Annotated in this window: 24 protein-coding genes and 1 pseudogene; 14 read left to right on the forward strand and 11 right to left on the reverse strand. The window is 63.7% G+C overall.

Going from position 1 to position 22,303, the window contains the following annotated elements; all coding sequences use genetic code 11:
- Positions 1 to 32 precede the first annotated feature (32 nt).
- Positions 33 to 1,199, reverse strand: a complete 1,167-nt coding sequence (locus AC0L2O_RS17145; RefSeq protein ID WP_473370529.1) for a cytochrome P450 — start codon at positions 1,197 to 1,199, stop codon at positions 33 to 35.
- A 235-nt stretch (positions 1,200 to 1,434) separates the two neighbouring features.
- Between AC0L2O_RS17145 and AC0L2O_RS17150 the strand changes: the two genes are divergently transcribed.
- Both AC0L2O_RS17150 and AC0L2O_RS17155 read left to right on the forward strand, forming a co-directional pair.
- The gene (locus AC0L2O_RS17150; RefSeq protein WP_473370530.1) at positions 1,435 to 1,746 is read left to right on the forward strand and encodes a hypothetical protein; all 312 of its coding nucleotides are present in this window, start codon (positions 1,435 to 1,437) and stop codon (positions 1,744 to 1,746) included.
- A gap of 65 nt (positions 1,747 to 1,811) precedes the next feature.
- Positions 1,812 to 2,405, forward strand: a complete 594-nt coding sequence (locus AC0L2O_RS17155; protein ID WP_473370531.1) for a tetratricopeptide repeat protein — start codon at positions 1,812 to 1,814, stop codon at positions 2,403 to 2,405.
- A 595-nt stretch (positions 2,406 to 3,000) separates the two neighbouring features.
- Here AC0L2O_RS17155 and AC0L2O_RS17160 read toward each other — a convergent pair.
- The 7 genes and pseudogenes from AC0L2O_RS17160 to AC0L2O_RS17190 form a co-directional block, all read right to left on the reverse strand.
- Positions 3,001 to 4,206: a multidrug effflux MFS transporter gene (locus tag AC0L2O_RS17160; protein ID WP_473370532.1), complete on the reverse strand. Its 1,206-nt coding sequence runs from the start codon at positions 4,204 to 4,206 to the stop codon at positions 3,001 to 3,003.
- Positions 4,207 to 4,372: 166 nt separating this feature from the next.
- Positions 4,373 to 5,152 carry a helix-turn-helix transcriptional regulator gene (locus tag AC0L2O_RS17165; protein WP_473370533.1) on the reverse strand — a complete coding sequence of 260 codons (780 nt, stop codon included), beginning with the start codon at positions 5,150 to 5,152 and terminating at the stop codon, positions 4,373 to 4,375.
- 135 nt (positions 5,153 to 5,287) lie between these two features.
- On the reverse strand, positions 5,288 to 5,857 hold the full coding sequence (locus tag AC0L2O_RS17170; RefSeq protein WP_473370534.1) for an ASCH domain-containing protein: 570 nt from the start codon (positions 5,855 to 5,857) through the stop codon (positions 5,288 to 5,290).
- Between the two features lie 43 nt (positions 5,858 to 5,900).
- A pseudogene (locus AC0L2O_RS17175) lies at positions 5,901 to 6,477 on the reverse strand (glutathione S-transferase family protein).
- Between the two features lie 184 nt (positions 6,478 to 6,661).
- The gene (locus tag AC0L2O_RS17180; protein ID WP_409192139.1) at positions 6,662 to 7,864 is read right to left on the reverse strand and encodes an LLM class flavin-dependent oxidoreductase; all 1,203 of its coding nucleotides are present in this window, start codon (positions 7,862 to 7,864) and stop codon (positions 6,662 to 6,664) included.
- Positions 7,865 to 7,937: 73 nt separating this feature from the next.
- A complete protein-coding gene (locus AC0L2O_RS17185) occupies positions 7,938 to 9,179 on the reverse strand; it encodes an acyltransferase family protein (RefSeq protein WP_473370535.1) in 1,242 nt (413 codons plus the stop codon).
- Between the two features lie 89 nt (positions 9,180 to 9,268).
- Entirely contained in the window at positions 9,269 to 10,411 is a 1,143-nt protein-coding gene (locus tag AC0L2O_RS17190; RefSeq protein ID WP_473370536.1) for an AraC family transcriptional regulator, read from the reverse strand.
- Positions 10,412 to 10,609: 198 nt separating this feature from the next.
- Between AC0L2O_RS17190 and napE the strand changes: the two genes are divergently transcribed.
- From napE to AC0L2O_RS17220, 6 genes are all read left to right on the forward strand, one after another.
- Positions 10,610 to 10,795: a periplasmic nitrate reductase, NapE protein gene (gene napE / locus AC0L2O_RS17195; RefSeq protein ID WP_369721504.1), complete on the forward strand. Its 186-nt coding sequence runs from the start codon at positions 10,610 to 10,612 to the stop codon at positions 10,793 to 10,795.
- Positions 10,796 to 10,820: 25 nt separating this feature from the next.
- Positions 10,821 to 11,150 (forward strand): chaperone NapD, encoded by a 330-nt coding sequence (locus AC0L2O_RS17200; protein ID WP_369721503.1) that lies wholly within the window; start codon positions 10,821 to 10,823, stop codon positions 11,148 to 11,150.
- A 16-nt stretch (positions 11,151 to 11,166) separates the two neighbouring features.
- Positions 11,167 to 13,680 (forward strand): nitrate reductase catalytic subunit NapA, encoded by a 2,514-nt coding sequence (gene napA / locus AC0L2O_RS17205; RefSeq protein WP_473370537.1) that lies wholly within the window; start codon positions 11,167 to 11,169, stop codon positions 13,678 to 13,680.
- Positions 13,644 to 14,147, forward strand: a complete 504-nt coding sequence (locus AC0L2O_RS17210; RefSeq protein ID WP_473370538.1) for a nitrate reductase cytochrome c-type subunit — start codon at positions 13,644 to 13,646, stop codon at positions 14,145 to 14,147. Before napA ends, AC0L2O_RS17210 begins: the two co-directional genes overlap by 37 nt.
- Complete coding sequence (locus tag AC0L2O_RS17215; protein ID WP_473370539.1) at positions 14,144 to 14,797, forward strand: NapC/NirT family cytochrome c; 654 nt, start codon at positions 14,144 to 14,146, stop codon at positions 14,795 to 14,797. The genes AC0L2O_RS17210 and AC0L2O_RS17215 overlap by 4 nt, the downstream gene beginning before the upstream one ends.
- 286 nt (positions 14,798 to 15,083) lie before the next feature.
- On the forward strand, positions 15,084 to 16,199 hold the full coding sequence (locus AC0L2O_RS17220) for an ATP-dependent DNA helicase (RefSeq protein ID WP_369721500.1): 1,116 nt from the start codon (positions 15,084 to 15,086) through the stop codon (positions 16,197 to 16,199).
- 123 nt (positions 16,200 to 16,322) lie between these two features.
- Here AC0L2O_RS17220 and AC0L2O_RS17225 read toward each other — a convergent pair whose 3' ends face one another.
- A complete protein-coding gene (locus AC0L2O_RS17225; RefSeq protein WP_473370540.1) occupies positions 16,323 to 18,011 on the reverse strand; it encodes a caspase family protein in 1,689 nt (562 codons plus the stop codon).
- 248 nt (positions 18,012 to 18,259) lie between these two features.
- Between AC0L2O_RS17225 and msrA the strand changes: the two genes are divergently transcribed.
- The 4 genes from msrA to AC0L2O_RS17245 all read left to right on the forward strand — a co-directional run bounded on the left by msrA (position 18,260) and on the right by AC0L2O_RS17245 (position 20,194).
- Positions 18,260 to 18,964 (forward strand): peptide-methionine (S)-S-oxide reductase MsrA, encoded by a 705-nt coding sequence (gene msrA, locus AC0L2O_RS17230; RefSeq protein WP_369721498.1) that lies wholly within the window; start codon positions 18,260 to 18,262, stop codon positions 18,962 to 18,964.
- Between the two features lie 32 nt (positions 18,965 to 18,996).
- The gene (msrB, locus tag AC0L2O_RS17235) at positions 18,997 to 19,416 is read left to right on the forward strand and encodes a peptide-methionine (R)-S-oxide reductase MsrB (protein WP_369721497.1); all 420 of its coding nucleotides are present in this window, start codon (positions 18,997 to 18,999) and stop codon (positions 19,414 to 19,416) included.
- A gap of 107 nt (positions 19,417 to 19,523) precedes the next feature.
- Positions 19,524 to 19,688 (forward strand): DUF3309 family protein, encoded by a 165-nt coding sequence (locus tag AC0L2O_RS17240; RefSeq protein ID WP_354140547.1) that lies wholly within the window; start codon positions 19,524 to 19,526, stop codon positions 19,686 to 19,688.
- Between the two features lie 212 nt (positions 19,689 to 19,900).
- Positions 19,901 to 20,194, forward strand: a complete 294-nt coding sequence (locus AC0L2O_RS17245) for a hypothetical protein (RefSeq protein WP_148754538.1) — start codon at positions 19,901 to 19,903, stop codon at positions 20,192 to 20,194.
- Positions 20,195 to 20,556: 362 nt separating this feature from the next.
- Here the strand turns inward: AC0L2O_RS17245 and AC0L2O_RS17250 are convergent, their stop codons facing one another.
- Both AC0L2O_RS17250 and AC0L2O_RS17255 read right to left on the reverse strand, forming a co-directional pair.
- On the reverse strand, positions 20,557 to 21,105 hold the full coding sequence (locus AC0L2O_RS17250; RefSeq protein WP_369726654.1) for a DUF4112 domain-containing protein: 549 nt from the start codon (positions 21,103 to 21,105) through the stop codon (positions 20,557 to 20,559).
- Between the two features lie 58 nt (positions 21,106 to 21,163).
- Positions 21,164 to 21,589, reverse strand: a complete 426-nt coding sequence (locus AC0L2O_RS17255; RefSeq protein ID WP_473370541.1) for a DUF5413 family protein — start codon at positions 21,587 to 21,589, stop codon at positions 21,164 to 21,166.
- A 142-nt stretch (positions 21,590 to 21,731) separates the two neighbouring features.
- On the opposite strand from AC0L2O_RS17255, the gene AC0L2O_RS17260 reads away from it, so the two are divergent.
- Complete coding sequence (locus AC0L2O_RS17260) at positions 21,732 to 21,977, forward strand: hypothetical protein (protein WP_369721495.1); 246 nt, start codon at positions 21,732 to 21,734, stop codon at positions 21,975 to 21,977.
- A 33-nt stretch (positions 21,978 to 22,010) separates the two neighbouring features.
- Entirely contained in the window at positions 22,011 to 22,229 is a 219-nt protein-coding gene (locus AC0L2O_RS17265; protein ID WP_409192128.1) for a hypothetical protein, read from the forward strand.
- Positions 22,230 to 22,303 lie beyond the last annotated feature (74 nt).

A 22,303-nucleotide genomic window follows, 5' to 3' on the forward strand; every position in this document is an offset into this window, starting at 1 on the left:
ATGGCACAAGAGGGATCGGTACGCCTTCCGGCCTAGCGCCGCCATCTCACCGGCAAATTCTGCAGCCCGCGGAACGCCCAGCCGCCGATCCGCACCGGCTCGTCCTCGGCGAGTTCGAGCTGCCTTGCGCGGGCAAACACGGTCGGCAGCGCCACGTCGGCGATCATGGCGCGGGAGGCAAAGGCGCCGGCGCAGAAATGCGGGCCGGCGCCGAAGGCGACGCTCTTGGACGTATCACGCCGCACGTCGAACTGATCGGCGCGGTCAAAATGCTTCTCGTCGCGGTTGGCTGAGCCGAACATCAGGAACACGCGCTCATCCGTTTCGAACGCAACATCGCGGATCGACCACGGCTTTGCGATCCGCCGCGGCGACATCCCGATCGGCGAGATCCAGCGGGCGTATTCCTCGAACGCTTCGAGCCAGGACACCTCGCCCTTGCGCACGAGATCGAGCTGGTCGGGATGGGTCAGCAGCGCCCACACCGTTCCGGCGATCGCCTTGCGCGGCTCGTTTTGCCCGCCGGAGATCGCGAGATTGACGTTGGCGCGCACGCTGTCCATCGCCATGCCGGAGGCGACGAGCACGCCGAGGATGCTCTGGTCGGGATGCTTGCGCATCACCGGCAGCATGTCGTCGATCGCCGCATCGATGCCCGAGGTCGCGGCATGGCAGCGCGCCTCGACCGCGGGATCGCCCCCGTAATTGGCGATGCCCTCAATCATGCCCTGCGACCAGGCATCCATGTCCTGGTAGCCGATATTGGTGAGGCCGGTGATCGACTTCAGGCACTCGCCGGAGAACGGCAGCGCGAAGTCGCGCATGAAGTCGATCCGGCCGGGCTCGATCGCGTCGAGGATGCGATCGGCGTGGGCCTGGAACTGCGCGGTCCAGTGCGCCTTCACCGTCTTCGGCGACACCGTCGGAAACATCGCGCGGCGCTCGACCTGATGCGCTTCGCCGTCCTTGCGCATCATGTTGTGGCCCATTAGCCGGTTCATCAGGCCCGCGGGCTGATGCGAGGAGAACACGTCGATCTGCTTCTCGGAGATCGAGATGTCGTCGCGGCTCGTCAGCAGCGTCGAGCCGAGCTGCGGCACGAAGGCGATCGGCGCCTCCTTGCGCATGGTCGCAAGCATCGGATAGGGGTCGGCCCAGAACGAGGCCGGTTCGATGTCGATGCGCGGCGCGGTGCTCAAAGCGGGCTCCCCGGATACTCGTGTGATCCGGACCAGACTAGCGAACTCCGGTGCCGGCGTCTGTCCCTAGCGATGGGGACAGGGCAATATTGGGGCGTGGCTTAACAAGCCTGATGCACGCAAAGGAACGGCTAACCACATTCCGACGGCCGGATGCGCGAGGCATGGGAAGTCGATCAACCAGTGACAGCATGGGGCTATCGTAGATCAACCGAGGGAAACTGCCGTGACTGGAATGACGAAGCTTCGCTCTCGGTTCATGTTAGCTGCTTTGTGGATCAGTCTCGTCGGTGCTCTCGTCGTTTTGTTTTCGCTGCTCAACCGGCCAGGCGGTGATCCGCAACTTTGGGTGATCAGCCTGATCGTATCCTGGTTGCCGTTCCTTGTGCTGGTGGGCGTCTGGCTGTGGTACTCGCGTGCGGCTCGGCGCTCATCATCCGGCACGAGCTGGGTCGATCTCTACGAGCGGCAGGTCGCCGAAAACAGGCGCACGAATGCATTGTTGGAGAGGATCGCCGCGGCCCTGGAAAAGCCGTCTCCGGGTTAGCTCGCACCGCGGTTATCACGGAGACAAAGGGTATGCGCTCGCGGATTTTTGCGCAGGTCTGGCTGGTGGCCTTGGCGCTCGCAACAACCGCTGCCGTCAGCCGGCCAGCGGCAGCCGACGACCAACAGGCGTGCTTGAAAGGATCGAAGGAAGCCGCTGCCGCGACGATCGCGGCCTGCACGCGCGCGATCGAAAGCGGCGACTATGGAGACCAGGACCTCTCCACCTTATATCATACGCGCGGCTATGCCTGGTCGCGGACAAGCCTCGCCGATCGCGTCGACCGCGCCTTCAAGGACTATAGCGAGGCGGTCCGAATTAACCCGAAAGCTGGCGGCTCGCTGCTCAACCGGGCGCACATCTACAACCAGCGGTGCGAGTACGACCGGGCGATAGCGGACGTCGACCACGCGTTCGAAAGCGGCCTGTCGGACTACGGAAAGCGGGTTGGATACGGCGAGCGCGGCTACGCCTATCAAGCCAAGGGTGACAACGACCGGGCCATCGCGGACTATACCGAGAGTCTCCGGCTGGATGCGAACAACAGTTTCGCCCTCATCGCCCGAGGCGACGCCTACTTTGCCAAGGGCAATTTTGATCGTGCAATCGCCGACTACGACGGGGTGATCGCAGTTGATCCAGAATATGTGCACGACTAGCATGCCTACAGCAATCGCGCCATTGCGTACCTATCCAAGGGCGATGTCCGTGGCGCCATCGCGGACTTTGACCGGGAGCAGGCGCTATCATGGCTCGCTGCTGCTGCCTTTTTTGCAGCGGTGATCTGGCTGTGTTGCCGAAGGGACGCCCATGCGCCCGGACGGTGGTCCGGGCGGACGATCGTTCAGATGTGCGAGAATGAGCTCGTGGAAATAAAGCGCAGGAACGCCGCCTTGGAGAGTATCGCGGCGGCTCTGGAGAAGCGGTCATCGGGTTAGCCGACCGCAGTGTTTAACTTCCGGAATGACCGTCCGAGCCGCCCAACCAACCGTCGTTCTGGCCGGGCCCAAAGTTCGTATTGTTTCGATCCGGGGAGACCCTCGTCCCCTGGTAACAGGCGTAGCCAATGAAGCCGAGCAGGGCGACGAGACAGATGGGTGCAAGAAGCCAGTCTGGCATGGTTCTAGTCCCTGATAAGCTGGCCCGCCGTGATCGCACTGACGATACCCCGAGCGCATCAAAGACTCAACTGAACGCTAAACTTGGATCGAAGGACGAGGTGTTCAATCAGGCCCTCAGGCGACGTTGGCGGGCTCAATCAACCCTTACCCGGACTCGATAAAGTGCCGAGGCGACGGTCGAGGCGAGCACCAGCACAAGACCAAGCCCGATCATGGGGTTCTTTGCGATTACCGCCGCGAGCGATACCCCCAGCGCCGCGGCCAGCATCTGCCAGAAACCCAGCAGCGCCGAGGCTGCACCGGCGCGATCGCCAAACGGCGAAAGTGTCTGCGCGCTGCAGAGCGGATTGACCATGCCCATTCCCAGGAGGAAGACGCATGCGCCGGCAAGAAATGGCAAAAAGCGCCCGTCGAACAGCGCAAACAGCAACACCATGCCGCTGCCGACACAGGCGAGTGCGAGGCCGATGCCGATCGATCGGTCGAGACCGAGATGCGGAACGATTTTCGTCGCGGTAATGCCCGCGCTGAAGACGATCATGACCGTGCCTGCGAAGAACAGGCCGAGTTGCAGTGGGGTGAAGTCGAGGCCCTCAATCAAGACACGCGGCAACGCCGAAAACATTGCAAACAGCGCGCCCAGGATGAGGCTGACAGTCGCGGCAGGAATCACGAAGCGGCGGTCAGTCGAAAGCGACCAGTAGTTCCTGGCGATCGTCGATGCATCGAACGCGGGGCGAGGTGCGAGGTGAGTTTCTTCGAATGCGGCAAAAAAAGCCATGGCGGCAACAGCGGCGAAGATTGCGACGAAGACAAAGGCCGAACGCCAACCAAAAAAATGATCCAGCGCGCCACCCACCAGCGGCGAGAATCCGGGTGCCGCTGCCATCGCAATCATGACAAAGGTGAGCACCCGGGCCAACTTTTCACCCTCAAAGAGATCTCTTGCGATAGCTCGCGAAAGAACGGATGCGGCACATGCCCCAGCAGCCTGCACGACGCGACCGATGAGCAGTGCCGCGAAGTCGTTGGCCAACGCGCACCAGATGCTCCCTGCGAAAAACACCGCGAACCCGATCATCACGGGTACGCGCCGGCCGAAACGATCCGACATCGGACCGACAACAAGTTGTCCGAGCGCGAACATGGCAAGGAATATGGTGATAGCCCCCGTGACCTGTGCGCTAGAGACGCCCACCGCAGCGGCGATATTCGGCAGCGAAGGCAGCAGGATGTTAGTGGCTAGTGTGCCGCTCGCAGACAGCGCTGCAAGAACGGCAACCTGAAGACCGAGCGGCACGACCCGTGCGAGCGGAGGATTTTCAACGTTGCTGGTCATGAGCCGCTTCAGGTTTATGAATGATAATTATCATATCATTCGCGCTTTGTGCGCGCAACCTGAGCACACTCCGCTTTGGGTCATTCGCGTCGACCGTGGCCGCGTGGCGCCATATCCGGTCGAGCTGGCCCAGTTCGGAAGCGAGAATCCCAGAGTTGGCGTACCCTCAGTTCAGGCTCCGCGGCCCCGCGAGCAGGCGCAGCACGATGGCGAACAATTCGTTCTGCGAGGAGATGCCGAGCCGCTCATAGGCGCGCTTGCGATAGGTCAGGGTCGAATGCAGGCTGATGCCGAGCGCCTGCGAAATCGCCTCGGAGCTGAAGCCGAGCAGGATACGCCGGCAGACCTGCTGCTCGCGGTTCGTGAGATCGGCGAGTGGCGCGCGGGTAGCAAACAGCGCGGCGAGATTCTGGTCGGGCGGACTGTGCTGGAAGTGGCGTGCGACGCTCGCGCCGATCGCAGGCGCTATGGCCTGGAGCCGCGCGCGCTCGACATCGCCGAAGCGGCCCTGGGCGGCGATGCGGTAGAAATTCACGTAGAAGCAGGTGTCCTCGACCCAGATCGCGGTCGCGCATTTGTCGACGATGCCGGAATTGTTGAAGAATATCTTCCGGTAGCGTGCGCCGTACATGCGCGGCGCAAAAGCCGGCAGCACGATGGGGGCGCGGCCCTCATCTTCGAACAGCGCATCGCGATTGGGATCGGATTCGTGGAACTGCCCGGCATAGGCGGCACCGAGATGGCCGCCGGTCGGGATGTTGCCGGCATCGAGCAGGCAGCTCGTCGCACCGGCGCGCGTCAACGCGAACACCATGCAATGGCCGACGCCGGCCTGCCTGCGCAGCGTGTCGATCAGCACGTTGGGAAAATCCGGCCGGCCGATGGCAAGCACCGCGGGCGTAACGTCGCCTACGGCCGGATTCAGGGCCGTCCCGTGAGGCCGCATCGTTCTCTCCCTGTCGCGTTTTGCGAAATTTAGCAGCAATGGCAGCGCGCCGGAAGACGGAAGTCGCCGGGATATGCGGCCCGATGGGTGCCGGGCCTGCGCGGCAACGCCAACGGTTCGGGAAGCGAATGAGGATCACGCCGAACCAATGCGCTCGACGAGCTCAAAGCGTTCACACCAGAGCGTCATATCCGGCGCGTAGCGTCCGAGCCGGGTGAAATACCGCTTATGCGCCTCGCGCCAATACTGCAAGGAGCGGTCACCTTCACCTTCGTCATAGGCAAACGCCTCATCGACTTCATCGAAGCGTCGCTTCGTGAGCTCGATGGTCTTGAGAACGGCTTTCGGAACGCCTTGTCCATCGACAACGACCATCAATTTTCCGACTTTCGCCGATAGAAGACCCTGACTTTCCGCCCAGCAGGTCGCACGCTTGGCTCCCGCAAGAACCAGCTCAAGGAGCCTGTCGGCGAGATCAGGACTATCACCGAAGGAAAACGTCTCGAGACTATGCCAGTCCATTGGCGAAACACTGATGCTCGTGTTTAAGGGTGTCAAGACGCAACGCGACCGGGCGACACGCGGCGCTACACGCCCGGAGCACGCATCCACAATCAGACGATCAGCGGCGCTCGCCGCAGACGCCGACGTTGTTCTGGAGAATGCCGCTATTGGGACCGGACCCGTGGGGGCGCACAACGTCATTAAATTCGGCCGCTGATTACCGTCCTTGCGGCCGCAGTGGCAGTTACAATTTCGGTGATCGCTCCGCCCAGGCTTTGGTGGCTTGGCAGGTTTCCATCGCTCGGGCGTAGGCGGGGCGTGTGGTCGTGCAGGCGAGATAGGCACGCTCGACTGAACCCGGAGTATAGTTGCCGGTTCGCAGACCAAGCAGGAGAGCGTAGCTCACTGAAATGTCGGCAGCGGTGAACTTGTCCCCGGCGAGAAATGGATGATTTGAGAGACGCTGGATGACCAATGCCAGCCGGCCATGAAAGGTCTCCAGTGCCCAGCTCGTGACCCGGGCGTTTCGTTCTGCTTCCGGCGCGAGTGCGCGACCGACGAAGACGGCGTTCATTGGCCCAGCGAGCCCAGCCTCTCCCAAATGGAGGAATTGCAGATAGGCGGCGAAAGCCGGATCATCCGGGGCGACGGCGAGCGGGCTCGAGCCGTGGCGGGCGAGCAGGTATTCGAGGATCGCGATCGATTCGACCATGATCGTCTCACCGTCCTGTAGCGCCGGGATAAAGCCGATAAGCCATCCCCAATTCCTCGAGCAGCCAAACGACACGGAACCCACGACCTTCGCCAAAGACAGTGAGCATAGTTGAGCGTCCTTACGTTGGCTCAAGTGCTTCAATTCGCAGGAGCGAGAATGACTACGCATACTGCTATGGCTCGCACTTGCACAAGGCTCGTCGAATACACGGCATCGTGCAGCGCCGGTCCTTCTCACCTTGTGGGTTCAGGTAGGCACGCCAGAGCGCGCGATGTCCGTTTGGAGATCCCCTACCCCGCCGCCTTCGCCGGCGCGACGCTGATCGCGAGCTTGCCGTAGCGGTCGGTGAAAGCCTCGGTGTCGATCTCCTCGAGCTTGATCTCGCCGCTCATGACACCCTTCTTCCAGGCCGCCTGCGCGGGATCGTTCTGGAACTCAGGCATCACCTCGCGGCCGAACAGCTCCAGCGATTCGCATATGTGCTCGTGGCTGTTCTTGCCCGCTTGATTGAGCAGGATGACCTGGTCGATATGCGAGCTCTGGAATCGCTTCAGCTTCCTGCGGATCGTCTCGGGCGAGCCGATCAGGCCACCGCGCAGCGCGGCCTCCTGCGCCTCCGGATTGTCGCGCTTCCACTTGTTGTACTCGTCCCACATATTGATGGTGTAGGGCGCGGGACGCTGGCGGTTCTGCGCGGCGCCATAGAAACGCAGCGCGAACTGGAAGAAGGTGGCGCCGTCGGCACGCGCACGCGCCTCTTCATCGGTCTTGGCGCACATGAAGAACGACACCAGCGCCATGTTCGGATTGATTTCATAGTCGGCGAGCTTGGTGAGGCGCTTGGTGATCGCGTTGTAATAGGCGTGGACCCAGGCATGCGCGGCATCGGCGCTGACGAACTGGAAGCCGAGCGCGCCAAAGCCGTGGCGGCCGGCGCGTTCGATGGTCGGCAGCTGCGAGCAGGCCATCCACAGCGGCGGATGCGGCTTCTGCACCGGCTTCGGTACGACATTGCGCAAAGGGATATCGAAATGCTTGCCGTGGTGCTCGCTGCCTGCGTCCTTGAACATCGGGAAGATCGCGGCGACGGCCTCCTCGAACACCTCCTTCTTGGTCTCCATGTCGCGGCCGAACGGTGTCAGCTCGGTGATGGAGGCGCTCTCGCCCATGCCGAATTCGCAGCGTCCGTTGGAGAGCAGGTCGAGCACCGCGACGCGCTCGGCGACGCGCGCCGGATGATTGGTGGTGAGCTGGAGGATGCCGTGGCCAAGCCGGATGTTCTGCGTGCGCTGACTGGCGGCGGCGAGGAAGGATTCCGGCGAAGGCGAGTGCGAATATTCCTCGAGGAAATGATGCTCGACGACCCAGGCGTGGTCGTAGCCGACCTTGTCGGCGAGCTCGAGCTGCGAAAGCGCGTTCTGGTAGAGCTTGAGCTCGTCGCCCGCCACCCACGGCCGTGGCAGTTGCAGCTCATAGAAGATGCCGAACTTCATGACGCCATCTCTCCCACATTTTCTTGCCTGCTTGTTTTTGTTGCGGGCATCTTAATGCGTGGGACGGCGCTGTCTACGCAGTCGCAATTCCGCCTTGCGGGAGGATGCGCTTTTCGGCGCGGCGGCCATTCAGGACCACGCCGATGAAGGTGAAGCGCACCAGCAGGTGATAGCTCGCCAGCATCGGCGGAATCGCGACGATGAGAATCATGGCGAACTTGACCAGCCCGGGCCAGTCGAGTTGCGACAGCGCGACCTGGAGCGCCATCACGATCGGCATGTGGATCAGGTAGAGCCAGTAGGACGCATCGGCGAGATAGCGTCGCGTCGGGCTGAAGCCGGACATGAACCGGAGCGCGACGCCGATGATCGCAAACGTCGCGATCCATATGGCCGGTGCGTAAAGCATGACCGAGACCAGCCGCAGCGTATCGGACCGGAACGGCAGCCTTGGTGCGCCCGGCGCCGATGTGATGATGCCGGCGAGCAGGTAGCTGATCAGGATCAGGCCGATCGCCGCCAGGAGATTCCACAGCCAGCGTCGCTCCAGGATCCGCAGCAGATCGATCCGCCGATGCAGCAGCCATCCGACCCCGAAGGCAGTGCCGAAGCCGATCCACGCCTGCGCGTTGGTGACAAGCGATTGATCCGGCGTCCTCACGCCCATCGCGCTGATCCAGCGTTGGTCGAGACTGAAAGCAATGCCGATCGGGATTGCCACAACCAGGGGCGCCAGGGGATTTCGCATGATCCGCGCAAACAGACGATCGAGGACCGTTCGGAATGTGCCGGAGGCGTCAAGCCAGATAGTCGCGCCACGGAGCAGCAGCATGGCGGCGTAGAGCTCCAGCAGCACATACAGAAACCAGAGGTGGGTCAGGGGGAAATTCGGCAATGCCGGTAGCCAGCTGGACGTGGGGTGGGTCAGACCGCCATTCGGAAAGCCGGATGCCCAGATCACGACCAGCGCCATCGGCGCGAACACGAGCGGCCAGGCGATCACGAGCGGCAGCCCGATCCGCTGCAGCCTGTCCTTGACGAAGTCCCAGGGCCCGCGGCGATGAAAGCTCATGCGGGCGAAGAAACCCGCCATCAGGAAGAACGTCGTCATCCGGAAGACGTGGATGGTGAAGGACAGCAAGCCCAGGATCAGGCTTGGATGGGTGTCCTGGATGATCCAGAACCGGGGCGACGCCGGCACAAACGACAGCGTCGCGTGCAGGACGATGCCGAGCAGGAGGGCAAGAGCCCTGACCGCATCAAGCGCATGCAGGCGTTCCGGTGCGGAGGGGACGACGGTGATCAAAGGAGACATGGACGGGCTCGGCTTGCTGGAGAAGAGCTTTTTCCTGCCGGCAGTCTGCTTGATGCCCTCAGGACTCTCTCGCCCAATCCAAAAATCGGCTAGCCGATTTCTCGGCGCGGCTGGCTGGTTTGGAGAGGGCGCTCCTGGTCCGGCGCCGTTTGCGGCCGGCTCAACGCCTCGCGCCGGAATTCGGTCGGAGTCACGCCGGTCTCGGCCTTGAATGCGCGATTGAAAGGCCCGATCGACTGGAAGCCGGCGTCCATGGCGATGGTCAGCACCGGGACCTCCCGTTGCGCCAAATCGGACAGCGCCAGCCTGGCATCCTCGATGCGATAGTGATTGAGGTACGCATTGAAATTGCGATAGCCCAGCCCTTCGTTGATCGCCTGGCGCAGCCGATGCTCGGGAATGTCGAGCCGTGCCGCCAGCGCCCCGATCGCAAGCCCCTCCTGCCGGTAGGTTCGCTCGATCGTCATCAGATGGTCGAGACGCCGCAGCAGGATCGGATCGACCACGACCGATCCCGTGGGAGCACGAGCGGCGCCGCGCGCGCTGGATGCGATTGCCGCCGTGGCGTCGACGGGCACGGCCGGCTGGGTGGCGAAAGCGCCCAGTCCGGCGAGCATCGCCACGACGAACAGGCCGAGCGCGGTCGGAAGACTGCCGGGCGCGCCGGGCAGCGCAACGGGAATCGCGGCGAAGCCGGCGCCGGCGACGGCCGCGATCAGCCCGACATTGATCGCCAGCATTGCCAGCCGCAGCCGGCGGCGGCGCGCGACCAGATCGGCACGCCAGGTCTTGACCGTCTGCACCGCGGCCGCGAGAGCCAGTGCCAGGCAGACCAAGGCCAGGACTCGACCGCCGGCCCCGGCCAAAGCGGGCCAGTGCGCCCAGCTCAGCGTGATCGCGAACCCCAAAGCCACGATGCTCAGCCACAGGGCGCCGTGCCATCGCCTGAGGACGAAATCGTCGTCGAACGCCGCGCGCGCCCACATCCAGAACACGGCGGGTTGCGCCGACAGGATCGGCAGCACCCACCACCACGAGGATTTTGGAAACAAAGGCGCGGTCGCGATCGCATAGAACACGCCGCCGGCCGACATGGCCATGCCCAGCAAACCCTGCTGGCTGGTGCCACGGCGCAGCAGCGCCACCAGAATGATCATCAGGAACACGCCGCTGGTCGCGCCGCGCAGTCCGAGATCGATGGCCGTGAGCCCCATCCCGTTCACAATCTGCATTCCCCGTTAGACGCCAACTCTCGCACCGCCTCCGCGCGGGCACAACCCGGACTTGTGCTTGCGGACATTGAGGCCGCGATCGTCGCCAATCGACGGATTGATCCAGATCAACGCCGCGGCGGCCCGAATGCATCAAAAGTGCAGCAAGGCAACGGCCCGGATGCCGTCCCGATTTCCCAAAATTCAGCGAGAGCGGATATGTCGGCCCCTGACGACACGCATGGGCGCGTGCGCCGTAGGCGCATGGAGATCTTTGCGTTCCTGTTCCTGACCGCGGTCGTGATGCCCGTCCTCGCGGTCGGAACCGTCGGCTCATACGGGCTCGGCGTCTGGATCTACCAGATGGTCGCAGGTCCGCCCGGCCCACCGCCCTCCCCGCATTGATCCCGCACAGCGAAAGACAGGCATCATGGCCCAAGCCTCACTCAGCAAAGCCACACTCAACCGCCGCGCATTGATCACCGGCCGGGTGCTCGGCGCTGACCGCATCATCCCGCCGCCGGGATACGAGATCGCCAGCATCATCGTGCAGGCGCGTCCCGAACGCCTTGCCGAGGTCGAGACCGCGATCGTCGCGCTTCCCGGCTGCGAAATCCACGGCCGCGACCCGCGCGGAAAGCTCGTCGTCGTCACCGAAGCGCCGGACGCCGGCAGCCTCGGCACCATGCTCAACACTATCCAGTCGCTGCCGAACGTCTATTCCGCGGCGCTGGTGTTTCACGCCATCGAAACGACCTAACGGCCGGAGAGCCATCATGACATCGCCGAAGCTCGACCGCCGCCAGATGCTGAAGCTCGAAGCCGCCGCGATTGCAGCCGTCGCGGCCGGCATGCCGGCGCCGGCGCTCCCCGCCAATCTCGTCACCGAGCGCGAGACGGCCGAACTGAAATGGGACAAGGCCGCCTGCCGCTTCTGCGGCACCGGCTGCTCGGTGATGGTCGCGACCAAGGACAACCGCGTGGTCGCCACCCACGGTGACATCAAGGCCGAGGTCAATCGCGGCCTCAACTGCGTCAAGGGCTACTTCCTGTCCAAAATCATGTACGGCCATGACCGCCTGATCCAGCCGATGCTGCGCAAGGCCAACGGCAAGTACGACAAGAACGGCGAGTTCACGCCGGTGTCGTGGACCGAAGCCTTCGACATCATGGAAGTGAAGTGGAAGGAGGCGTTCAAGAAGCGTGGGCCGAACGGCGTCGCCATGTTCGGCTCCGGCCAGTGGACGATTTGGGAAGGCTACGCCGCCTCAAAACTGTTCAAGGCCGGCTTCCGCACCAACAACATCGACCCCAATGCGCGGCACTGCATGGCGTCCGCCGTGGCCGGCATGATGCGCACCTTCGGCATCGACGAGCCGGCCGGCTGCTATGACGACATCGAAGCCGCCGATGCCTTCGTGCTGTGGGGCTCCAACATGGCGGAGATGCATCCGATCCTGTGGACGCGCCTGACCGACCGCCGGCTCACCGCGCCGCATGTCCGCGTCGCCGTGCTCTCGACCTTCGAGCACAGATCCTTTGACCTCGCCGATATCGGCATGGTGTTCAAGCCGCAGACCGACCTCTATTTGCTCAACGCCATCGCCAACCACATCATCAAGACCGGCCGCGTCAACAAGGACTTCGTGGCCGCGCATACCATTTTCCGGCGCGGACAGACCGATATCGGCTACGGCTTGCGGCCCGAGCATCCGCTGCAGAAGAAGGCGACCGGCGCGGCTAAGGCCAACGACTCCACCGAGATGAGCTACGACGAGTACGTCAAGTTCGTCTCGGACTACACGCTGGAGAAAGCCGCCGAGATGTCCGGCGTGCCGCTGAACCGGCTGGAAGCGCTGGCTGAGCTCTATGCGGATCCCAAGACCAAGGTGGTCTCGTTCTGGACCATGGGCTTCAACCAGCACACCCGCGGCGTCTGGTGCAACAACCTCGTCTACAACATCCATCTCCTGACCGGGAAGATCTCTTCGCCCGGCAACAGCCCGTTCTCGCTGACGGGCCAGCCTTCGGCCTGCGGCACCGCGCGCGAGGTCGGCACCTTCTCGCACCGCCTGCCCGCCGACATGGTCGTGACCAACAAGGAGCATCGCGACAAGGCCGAGCACATCTGGAAGCTGCCCGAGGGCACCATCCCCGACAAACCCGGCGCTCACGCCGTGCTGCAAAGCCGGATGCTGAAGGACGGCCTGATCAACGCCTATTGGGTGCAGGTCAACAACAATCTCCAGGCCGGCCCCAACGCCAACGAGGAGACTTATCCGGGCTTCCGCAATCCCGACAATTTCATCGTGGTCTCGGATGCCTATCCGAGCGTGACGGCACTCGCGGCCGATCTCATTTTGCCGACGGCGATGTGGGTCGAGAAGGAAGGCGCGTACGGCAATGCCGAGCGGCGCACGCAGTTCTGGCACCAGCTCGTCACCGCGCCGGGCGAGGCGAAATCAGACCTCTGGCAGCTGATGGAATTCTCCAAGCGATTCAAGATCGAGGAGGTCTGGCCCGAGGAGCTGATCGCCAAGATGCCGGAGGTTCGCGGCAAGACGCTGTTCGACGTGCTCTATCGCAACGGTCAGGTCGACAAGTTTCCGAGCTCGGAGATCGAGCAGGGCTATCTCAATGAGGAGTCGAAGGCGTTCGGCTTCTACGTGCAGAAGGGGCTGTTCGAGGAATATGCCTCGTTCGGTCGCGGCCACGGCCACGACCTCGCGCCGTTCGAGACTTATCACCGCGAGCGCGGCCTGCGCTGGCCGGTCGTCAACGGCCAGGAGACGAAGTGGCGCTTCCGCGAGGGCAGCGACCCCTACGTCAAGCAGGGCGCCGACGTGCAGTTCTATGGTTACCCCGATGGCAAGGCGCGCATCTTCGCGCTGCCCTACGAGCCGGCGGCGGAATCACCCGACAACGATTATCCGTTCTGGCTCTCGACCGGCCGCGTGCTGGAGCACTGGCATTCCGGCACCATGACGCGCCGCGTGCCCGAGCTTTACAAGGCGTTCCCCGAAGCCGTGTGCTTCATGCATCCCGACGATGCCCAGGACGCAAAGATCCGACGCGGCGACGAGGTCAAGGTGGTGTCCCGCCGCGGCTTTATCCGCGCCAGGGTCGAGACCCGCGGCCGCGACCGGCCGCCGCGCGGCCTGGTGTTCGTGCCGTGGTTCGACGAATCCAAGCTGATCAACAAGGTGACGCTCGACGCCACCGATCCGATCTCGTTGCAGGCTGACTTCAAGAAATGCGCGGTGCGCATCGAGCGGGTGGGGCTGTCATGACCAGACGAGTTGCAATTGTGCTGATCGCGTTCGCGATTGCCGCCGGGGCGAGCTCGCTGACCGCGCAGACGGTGACATCAGGCCTGCGCGGACCGACGCCGCTCAACGACGAGGGTCCGGCGCCGCAGATGCTGCCGAACCGCAATACATCCGAGCGGGAGGTTCGCAATTATCCCGAGCAACCGCCGGTGATCCCGCACACCATCGACGGCTACCAGATCGACCTCAACGGCAACAAGTGCCTGTCCTGCCACGCGCGGGCACGCATCGCGGAATCACAGGCGCCGATGGTCTCGATCACGCATTTCATGGATCGCGACGGCCAGTTCCTGGCCTCGATCTCGCCGCGGCGGTTCTGGTGCACCGAATGTCACGTGCCGCAGAACACCGCCACACCGCCCGTCAGCAATGATTTCACCGACATCGACACGCTGCTGTCGCGCGCAAGCCCCGGGGGCCGGCGATGACCGCCACCGCCGACGAGCCCAATGAGCGGTTGGAGGCGAAACGCGGATTGATCGCGCGGGGTCTGGATTTCGCGCGCGAGCTCTGGCAGGTGCTGATCCGGCCGAGCTCGGTGTTCGGGCTCGGCGTACTCGTGCTGGCGGGTTTCGCCGCCGGCGTGATCTTCTGGGGCGGCTTCAACACCGCGCTGGAGCTGACCAACACCGAAAAATTCTGTACCGGCTGTCACGAGATGCGCGAGAACGTGTTCGCCGAGCTGAAATCGACCATCCATTTCAGCAACCGTTCCGGCGTGCGCGCCACCTGTCCGGACTGCCACGTGCCGCACAACTGGACCGACAAGATCGCGCGCAAGATGCAGGCCTCCAAGGAGGTCTGGGGCAAACTGTTCGGCACGATCGACACCCGCGAGAAGTTTTTGGATCACCGGCTCGAGCTTGCGGCGCATGAATGGGCGCGGTTCAAGGCCAATGATTCGCTGGAATGCCGCAACTGCCACAGCGCCGATTCCATGGACATCACCAAACAGTCGCCGAGGGCCTCGGTGGCGCACCAGCGCTTCCTGTTCACGGGGGAGAAGACCTGCATCGACTGCCACAAGGGCATCGCCCACCACCTGCCCGACATGCGCGGCGTTCCCGGCTGGCAATAGGGATGGTCTCCCATCTGACTTCCTGGCGCGGCCTGAGCGAGCGCCTCGTCCTTCGAGACGACCGCTTTGCGGTCTCCTCAGGATGAGGCTAGGCGGTATCTCGCCTGCCGAAACTGCTGCCGCGCACTCCGTCCTCATCCTGAGGGCCCGCCAAGGGCGGGTGTCTCGAAGGATGGTCCGCAGACAAAGGGCCTTGATGCGATTGTCCCGCGCTTGAACCAGCGGGGCTAATGGTTAGTTTTGGGGGTGGCGAATCGCTTCGATTTCGCCCTTTCTCAAGACACAAATGCCCACATTCACCCCGCATCAGGATGCCGCGCTGAAAGCCGTCGGCGATTGGCTCAAGGCCAAACCCGGCCGTAACGGCACGCCGCCGGTGTTCCGCCTGTTCGGCTATGCCGGCACCGGCAAGACCACGCTGGCGCGGCACATCGCCGACGGCGTCGACGGCGAGGTGAAGTTCGCCGCCTTCACCGGCAAGGCCGCGCTGGTGATGCGCAACAAGGGTTGCGACGAGGCCTCCACCATCCATTCCCTGATCTACCGCGCCCGCGAATCCGGCGAGGAGCAGCCGAGCTTCGAGCTCTGGGACGACGCGCCGGCGTCCAAGGCCAAGCTGATCGTGATCGACGAATGCTCGATGGTCGATGCAGAGCTCGGTCGCGACCTGATGTCGTTCGAGTGTCCGCTGCTTGTGCTGGGCGATCCCGCGCAGCTGCCGCCGATCCAGGGCGGCGGCTTCTTCACCAACACCGAACCGGACGCGATGCTCACGGAAGTGCACCGCCAGGCGCAGGACGACCCGATCGTGCGAATGTCGATGGACATCCGCGAGGGGCGCGAGCTCGACATCGGGCGCTACGGCGAGAGCGAAGTGGTGTCGCGCAAAGAGCTCGACCCCGACCGCGTCATGAGCGCCGACCAGATCCTGGTCGGCCGCAACAACACCCGTCGCGCCTACAACACCCGCTTCCGCCAGCGCCAGAACATCGAAGACACCTTCCCGGTCGCCGGCGACAAGCTGGTCTGCCTGCGCAACAACCGCAAGAAGGGCCTGTTCAACGGCGGCCTGTGGCGGGTGAAATCACGCAACACCTCGCGCTCGAAATCGCGCATCCTCAGCATGCGGCTGTCGCCCGACGAGGATCTCGGGCACAAGGTGACCAAGGTCTCGGTGCGCGCCGACTGTTTCGAGGGCGGCGTCGAGGCGATCGCCTGGGAGCAGCGCAAGCCTTACGACGAGTTCGACTTCGGCTACGTCCTGACCGTGCACAAATCGCAGGGCTCGCAATGGGACGACGTCGTGCTGTTCGACGAGAGCTTTGCGTTCGGAGAGAGCCGAGCGCGGTGGCTCTACACGGGAATTACGCGGGCGGCGAAACGGTTGAGCATCGTGGTGTAAAGCCGCGCTGCCGTAGGGTGGGCAAAGCGAAGCGTGCCCACCGTTATTGCGTCTGTGGAGAGATGGTGGGCACGGCGCGCAAGAGCGCGCCTTTGCCCACCCTACGGCACCAACATCGAAACATCACTTCCCCCCGATAAAATAGAAATCGTCGCGCCCCGGCGGCGAGCCGTAGGTGAAGGGCTGCTGCGCGTGCTTGGTCGCGGACCAGACGTCGTCGCGGACGATGTCGAACAGTTTTCTGACCTCGACGCGCGGCTCCTTGATGTCGCGGGCGAGCGCGGTGGCGAACGGACTGTCGGCGCCGCCGTCGCTGTCGATTGCGGTCTCGCCGTGCTTGGCGGCGTAGACCACCATGAAGCCGGCGCCGGGCTCGATGTTGGAGAAGCCCTTGTCGACCAGCTGCAGCGACAGCGTGCGTTGCATGATCGGCGCAAACGGATTGTCGCGGCAGGCGTCGAGGATGACCAGTCGCAGCTTGTGCGCACCGCCCACCGCGGCGATCACCTGTTCGAGCGCCACGGCCTCGGTCTCGGCGTCCTTGTCGGCGGCGAGCCTGGTGTCGATCGGCACGAGATAATTGACCCCGCCAATCTCGAAGCCATGGCCGGCATAGTAGACCACCGCCCAATCGGCCTTCTCCGCTTCCGCCGCAAAGGCGCGCAAGGTCTCGAAGAACTTGTCGCGCGTCAGGTCGTTGGCGACCGTCACGCTCTGGAACCCGACGTCGCGCAGCACGGTTGCGATCAGCCTGGAATCGCGCGGCGGATTGTCGAGCACATGGACGTTCTTGTAGGCACCGTTGCCGATCACCAGCGCAATGCGGCGCGAATTGCCAACGGTCCCGGCCGTCTGCGGCGTCAGCGCGGCAAGCCGCTCTTGCGCCTTGGCACGGGCGCGGGCGACGTCGAGCTCGTCGAATGGCGTCAACGCATAGGCCGCCGAACGATAGTCGGCACGCGCCTGAGCGAGGTCGTGCTTCTGCTCGAACACCTGGCCACGACCGGAGTGGGCGCGCACATTGTTCGGATTGGCTGCCAGGACCGTGTTGTAGTCCTTGAGCGCGGCATCGATATCGCCCTTCATCAGGTAGACGTCGCCGCGATTGTTGGTCGCATACAGGTTCTTCGGCTGCTTCTGGATCAGGCCGTTGCAGTCGGCGAAGGCCTGGTCGTATTTGCCCATCAGGCCATAAGTGACGCAACGGTTGCTGGCGATCTGCGGCGCGGCCGGATCGATTTTCTCGGCTTCCGCGAAGTCGGACAGCGCGCCGTCATAATCCTTCATCAGCGTGCGCACGCGCGCGCGGTTGGTCCAGCCGAACAGAAACTTCGGCGCGTATTTGACCGCCAGGTTCAAATCGTCGAGCGCACTTTGCAGCGCGCCCTTGCGCAGCTGAATGGTGCCGCGGTTGCTGTAGGGGACGCCGTAAGTCGCGCGCTTGCGGATGGCGAGGTTGTAGTCGGCCAGCGCGAGATCGTCCTGGCCCTTGCGCTCATAGGCCACGCCGCGCAGGTTGACGATCACGACATTGTCCGGATCGGCCTCGATGGCGGATGACAGCACCTCGATCGCATGATCGTAGTCGTGCTTGCCGATCAGCGTATTGCCGCGCACGCCGAGCGCGACCGCCTTGTCCTTGCCGGTGACCCGATCGGCATTGAGCAGATTGTCGCAGGCGGTCGCACGGGCCTGGGCTTCCGCCTGGCGGTCGCGGCAGGTGGCGAGATCGTCGCCAGCTGGCGGCTCGGCCGCGGCGATTGCGGCGCCGGAGACAAGTATGACAAAGGTCAGGGCAACGACGCGCAGCATGTTGTCAGGTCAGCTCCAGCCACCACATTTTTAAGTCGGTCATCGATCGCGGCGGTTCATCTAGCCCGGAGTTCCCGGTCTCGCCAAGCAGGGCCGTCTCAGGCGGCGTTTCTCACGGACTCGTGTCCGTCCCGGCGTAACATCGGCAAGCGGGGCCCGTATCTCAGGTCACCAAATGCCGCCGGGCAGGCTGTTCGCCCAGCCTCGGCCGCCCTAGACTGTCAGACCTTCGGAAAAGAGGATCCGCCATGCGCCGCCCCGCCCTCCTGTCCCTGCTTGCCGCGACCACCGCCATGACGCTGGCCTTTGCTGCACCGACCCGCGCCGCGGAGGACGCAGTCGTCATCCCCGCCCCCGCGATGGACGCAGCGCCCGCCAGCGGCATCCAGACCGCGGTGATTGCCGGCGGTTGCTTCTGGGGCGTGCAGGGCGTGTTTCAGCACACCGCGGGCGTCGTCAACGCGGTCTCCGGCTATGCCGGCGGCAGCAAGGCGACCGCCGACTACCACACCGTGTCGTCCGGGACGACCGGCCACGCAGAGTCGGTCGAGATCAAGTACGACCCCAAGAAGATCTCCTACGGCAAGATCCTCCAGATCTACTTCTCGGTGGCGCACGACCCGACCCAGCTCAACCGCCAGGGCCCGGACAGCGGCACGCAATATCGCTCGGCGATCTTCACCACCTCGGACGAGCAGAAGAAGGTCGCGGAGGCCTATATCGCCCAGCTCAACGGCGCCAAGGTTTTCAGCAAACCGATCGTGACCAAGGTCGGCGCGCTGGAGGCGTTCTATCCGGCGGAGGCCTATCACCAGGACTATCTGACGCTGCACCCGAACCAGCCCTACATCGCCTATAACGACATCCCGAAGGTCGAGAACCTGAAAAAGCTGTTCGCGGATAACTACATTGAGAAGCCGACGCTGGTGAGTGCCAGCAAGGCCACCAACTGATCGCAAGATCATCGAGAAAAAACGGGAGACCCATGCCCGACACCAAGACGAAAACCACAGGCGACAAGGTCATCAAGAGCGAGGAGCAGTGGCGGCAGGAATTGTCGCCGATGCAATACGCCGTGCTGCGGGAGAAGGCGACCGAGCGTCCCTTCTCCGGCGAATATGAGCACGACCACCGCGCCGGCACCTATGTGTGCGCCGGCTGCGGCAACGTGCTGTTCGAGTCCGATGCCAAGTTCGATTCCGGCTGCGGCTGGCCGAGCTTCACCCAGCCCGCCGTCGACAGCCATGTCGACGAAGAGCGGGACGTCAGCCACGGCATGGTCCGCACCGAGGTGCTCTGCTCCAAATGCAGCGGCCATCTCGGCCATGTTTTCCCGGACGGCCCCGGACCGACGGGCCTGCGCTACTGCATCAATTCGGCTTCGCTGAAGCTCGAGCCGAAATAACATCCCGCGCCGCCGGGTTCCGACGTGGAACCTGGGCGCGCGATGTGCTTTTCTTCTCTGGCGGCGCGGCCGGTCATTGCACTTCGGCGGCCGCCAGGGAGGAAGCCATGTCACTCGGGACCATCCTGATCATCTTGGTGATCATTTATCTGCTGGGCGGCTGGTCGGGCCGCATCGGCGGTTATGGCTACGGTATGGGCCATTCCGGCATGGGGATCGGTGGCGTCGTGCTCGTGGTGCTGATCGTGCTGCTGCTTCTTGGCAAGCTGTAAACCATCTAAGACGTTGATATGGTTTGATTTATCGCGGTTGCGGGCCTGCCATGCGTGGATTCATCATCTCCCATCTCAGGGGTCGCAATTTTGTCAAATCGGCCTATATTAGATGATGAAAATGATGCGCAGGGCGGGCCCCTCAATCGGGTCTTCGCCCTCCTCAACCCCACGCGCTTAAAGCCCCAGAGAAGATCACGAGGTCTTTGACCATGCGTCCACTGCGTCCGTTCAACTTCAACACTTCCGCCGAACTCTTCCCCGCCGCGATCCGCAAGAAGAAGCGGGCGGGCTTTACCTATCGGCGGTTCGGCACCGCCGCCGAAGCCGTGCAGTTCGCAATGGAGCAGTTGCCGACGGACTCGCTGAACGGCGCCTACCTTCAGGTGGAGGAAGCGCGCTTCGACCAGAACGGCATCCGCTCGCTCTACGAGAGCGAAGCCTTCCCCCTGCCCCGCCACCGCAAGCCCGAGCCGGTCGCGGAAGCCGACGCCGACGCGGCGTAAGCTTTTTCGCAAGCCTTTCTTTTTCGCAAGCCTTCCGATGTGCGCTGAAAGCGCGACGACCCAACGGTCGTCGCGCTTTTCGCGTTCTGCGGAGCTATTTCTTCTCCGTCTCCGCGCTTGCGGCAGGGCTATCGGATATGGCTGCTGGCCGGCCTGAGCGCGCGCCTCGTCCTTCGAGACGACCGCTTCGCGGTCTCCTCAGGATGAGGCTAAGCGGCAATCGGAGCCCGTTAAAATTGCTGCCGCACACTCGGTCCTCATCCTGAGGGCCCGCCAAAGGCGGGCGTCTCGAAGGATGGCCGCAGAGAAATCGGCCTCATATGCGATGGCCCTCCCGCTTGCGGGAGAGGCGAACAACCTCGCTAGACGCGCGGCTGCTTGTCGAGCCAGCGCCGCAACAGGCGCACGTTGCGCATGTTGGCGCGGAACATCACATCGAACGCGTCGCCCGCGAACGGCACCATGCCGACCACGCCATCGACTGCGACATTGCCGAGCATCCGCGCGGTGAGATACCAGGGCGCCCCCAGGGCGCGCGCCTCGCGCACCAGCCACAGCGAGATCGCGGTGGTGATGAGATCGCCGATGATCGGGATCAGCCCGATCAGCCCGTCGATGCCGTAACGGATATTGGTGCCCGGCAGAACGAAGGCGACATCGAGCAGCTTTGCGATGGCCTCGAGCCGCGCGATGCGCTGCTCCCGCGTCAGATTGCCGAAAGGGTTCGCACCGAACGGGTTGTCCTTGCCGAACTCGAAACGAAACTCGCGAAATCCCTGCTCCAGCGTCTCGGGCCGGATCTCATGGCCCTCCTGGTCGATGATCGGCCCACGCGGCTCGGCGCCCGCGCGGGAACGGCCCCCGGAACGAGGTTTACGCGGCGCAAGAATATCGTCGTCGGACATCGTCATGGCTTTCAAGAACGCGCCAGCGTGGCGGAGGTTGCGCCGGAGCGTCCGAACGTCGCGCTCAAGTCGCCGCCGCGGCCTGCTGCGGCTCCTCGACATAGCGATGCACCAGCCAGGATGAAAGCATCGCCGGCACGAGACCGACCAGTCCGTACAGGATGAACTGCACCGCGCCCGAATCCGATCCGCGCGAGCCGTAGGTCAGCGCGGCCAGGATGAAGGCGAACAGCCCCACCAGCAGCATCCGCAGCAGCGGGCCGATACGCCTGACGTGGAGCAGGATGTCATCCACCGCCCCGATCATCAGCGACGGCAGGAAGCCGAACAAATAGCTGTATTGCAGGGTCTTGAAGAACACCACGAACAGCTTGCCGACCTCGCCGAGATTGGTCTGGGTCCAGTAGCCGGACTGGTAGGTCGTCGTCAGCAGCAGCAGGAACCCGCCAACGAACGGACCGACCAGCGCAAACACCAGATAGCGTTTCATTAAGGACTCCTCACATCCAGCGGGTTTTATAGCAGTGCGACCGGAACCTTGAACAGCGGGGTCGCGAGCCGTTCGGGGAACAAGTGACAAAGCGACGAGTTCAGACAGGAGTTGAAATTACCTGCCGGATTTGGAGCTGACGATGCCTCGTAACCTGTTCTTGCTGGCGACAATCACACTGACGGCGCTCGGTGGCTTGGCGAACGCGCCCGTGCGCGCGCAGGGCCATATGGGCTCGCCTCAGGAGCAGCGCGCCTGCTCGCGCGACGCCTCGCGGCTCTGCCGCAAGGACCTCGGCAATGACGGTGCGGTGCAAGGTTGCCTGCAAGCCAACCGCGCCAAGCTGTCCAGATCGTGCAGCAAGGTGTTCGAGAGCCACGGCATGTGAGGCTCAAGCCCTCGGAGGTTGAAAATGTCGGACATGCTGCGCGACGACCAGCTCTCGATCCTGCGGGACATCAGCCAATCGGTGGCGTTTGCCGACGACCTGCACGGCAAGATCGGCGAGCTGATCGCCGAGGGCTATGTGATGAAGGACGGCGATCTGTTCGAGCTGACCGCGAAGGGCGTCACCGCCGTCGAAGACCACGCCGCGGCGCTCGGCGATGCCGAAACGGAAGAGGCGAGCGCATCACCTTAGCGCCACTTTTCACGGAACACGCCGACCGACGTGTCGAAGGCGCAACAATCGCGAATTCCTTTGCGCCTCCCATT

The sequence above is a fragment of the Bradyrhizobium sp. Kon10 genome, assembly GCF_055807395.1.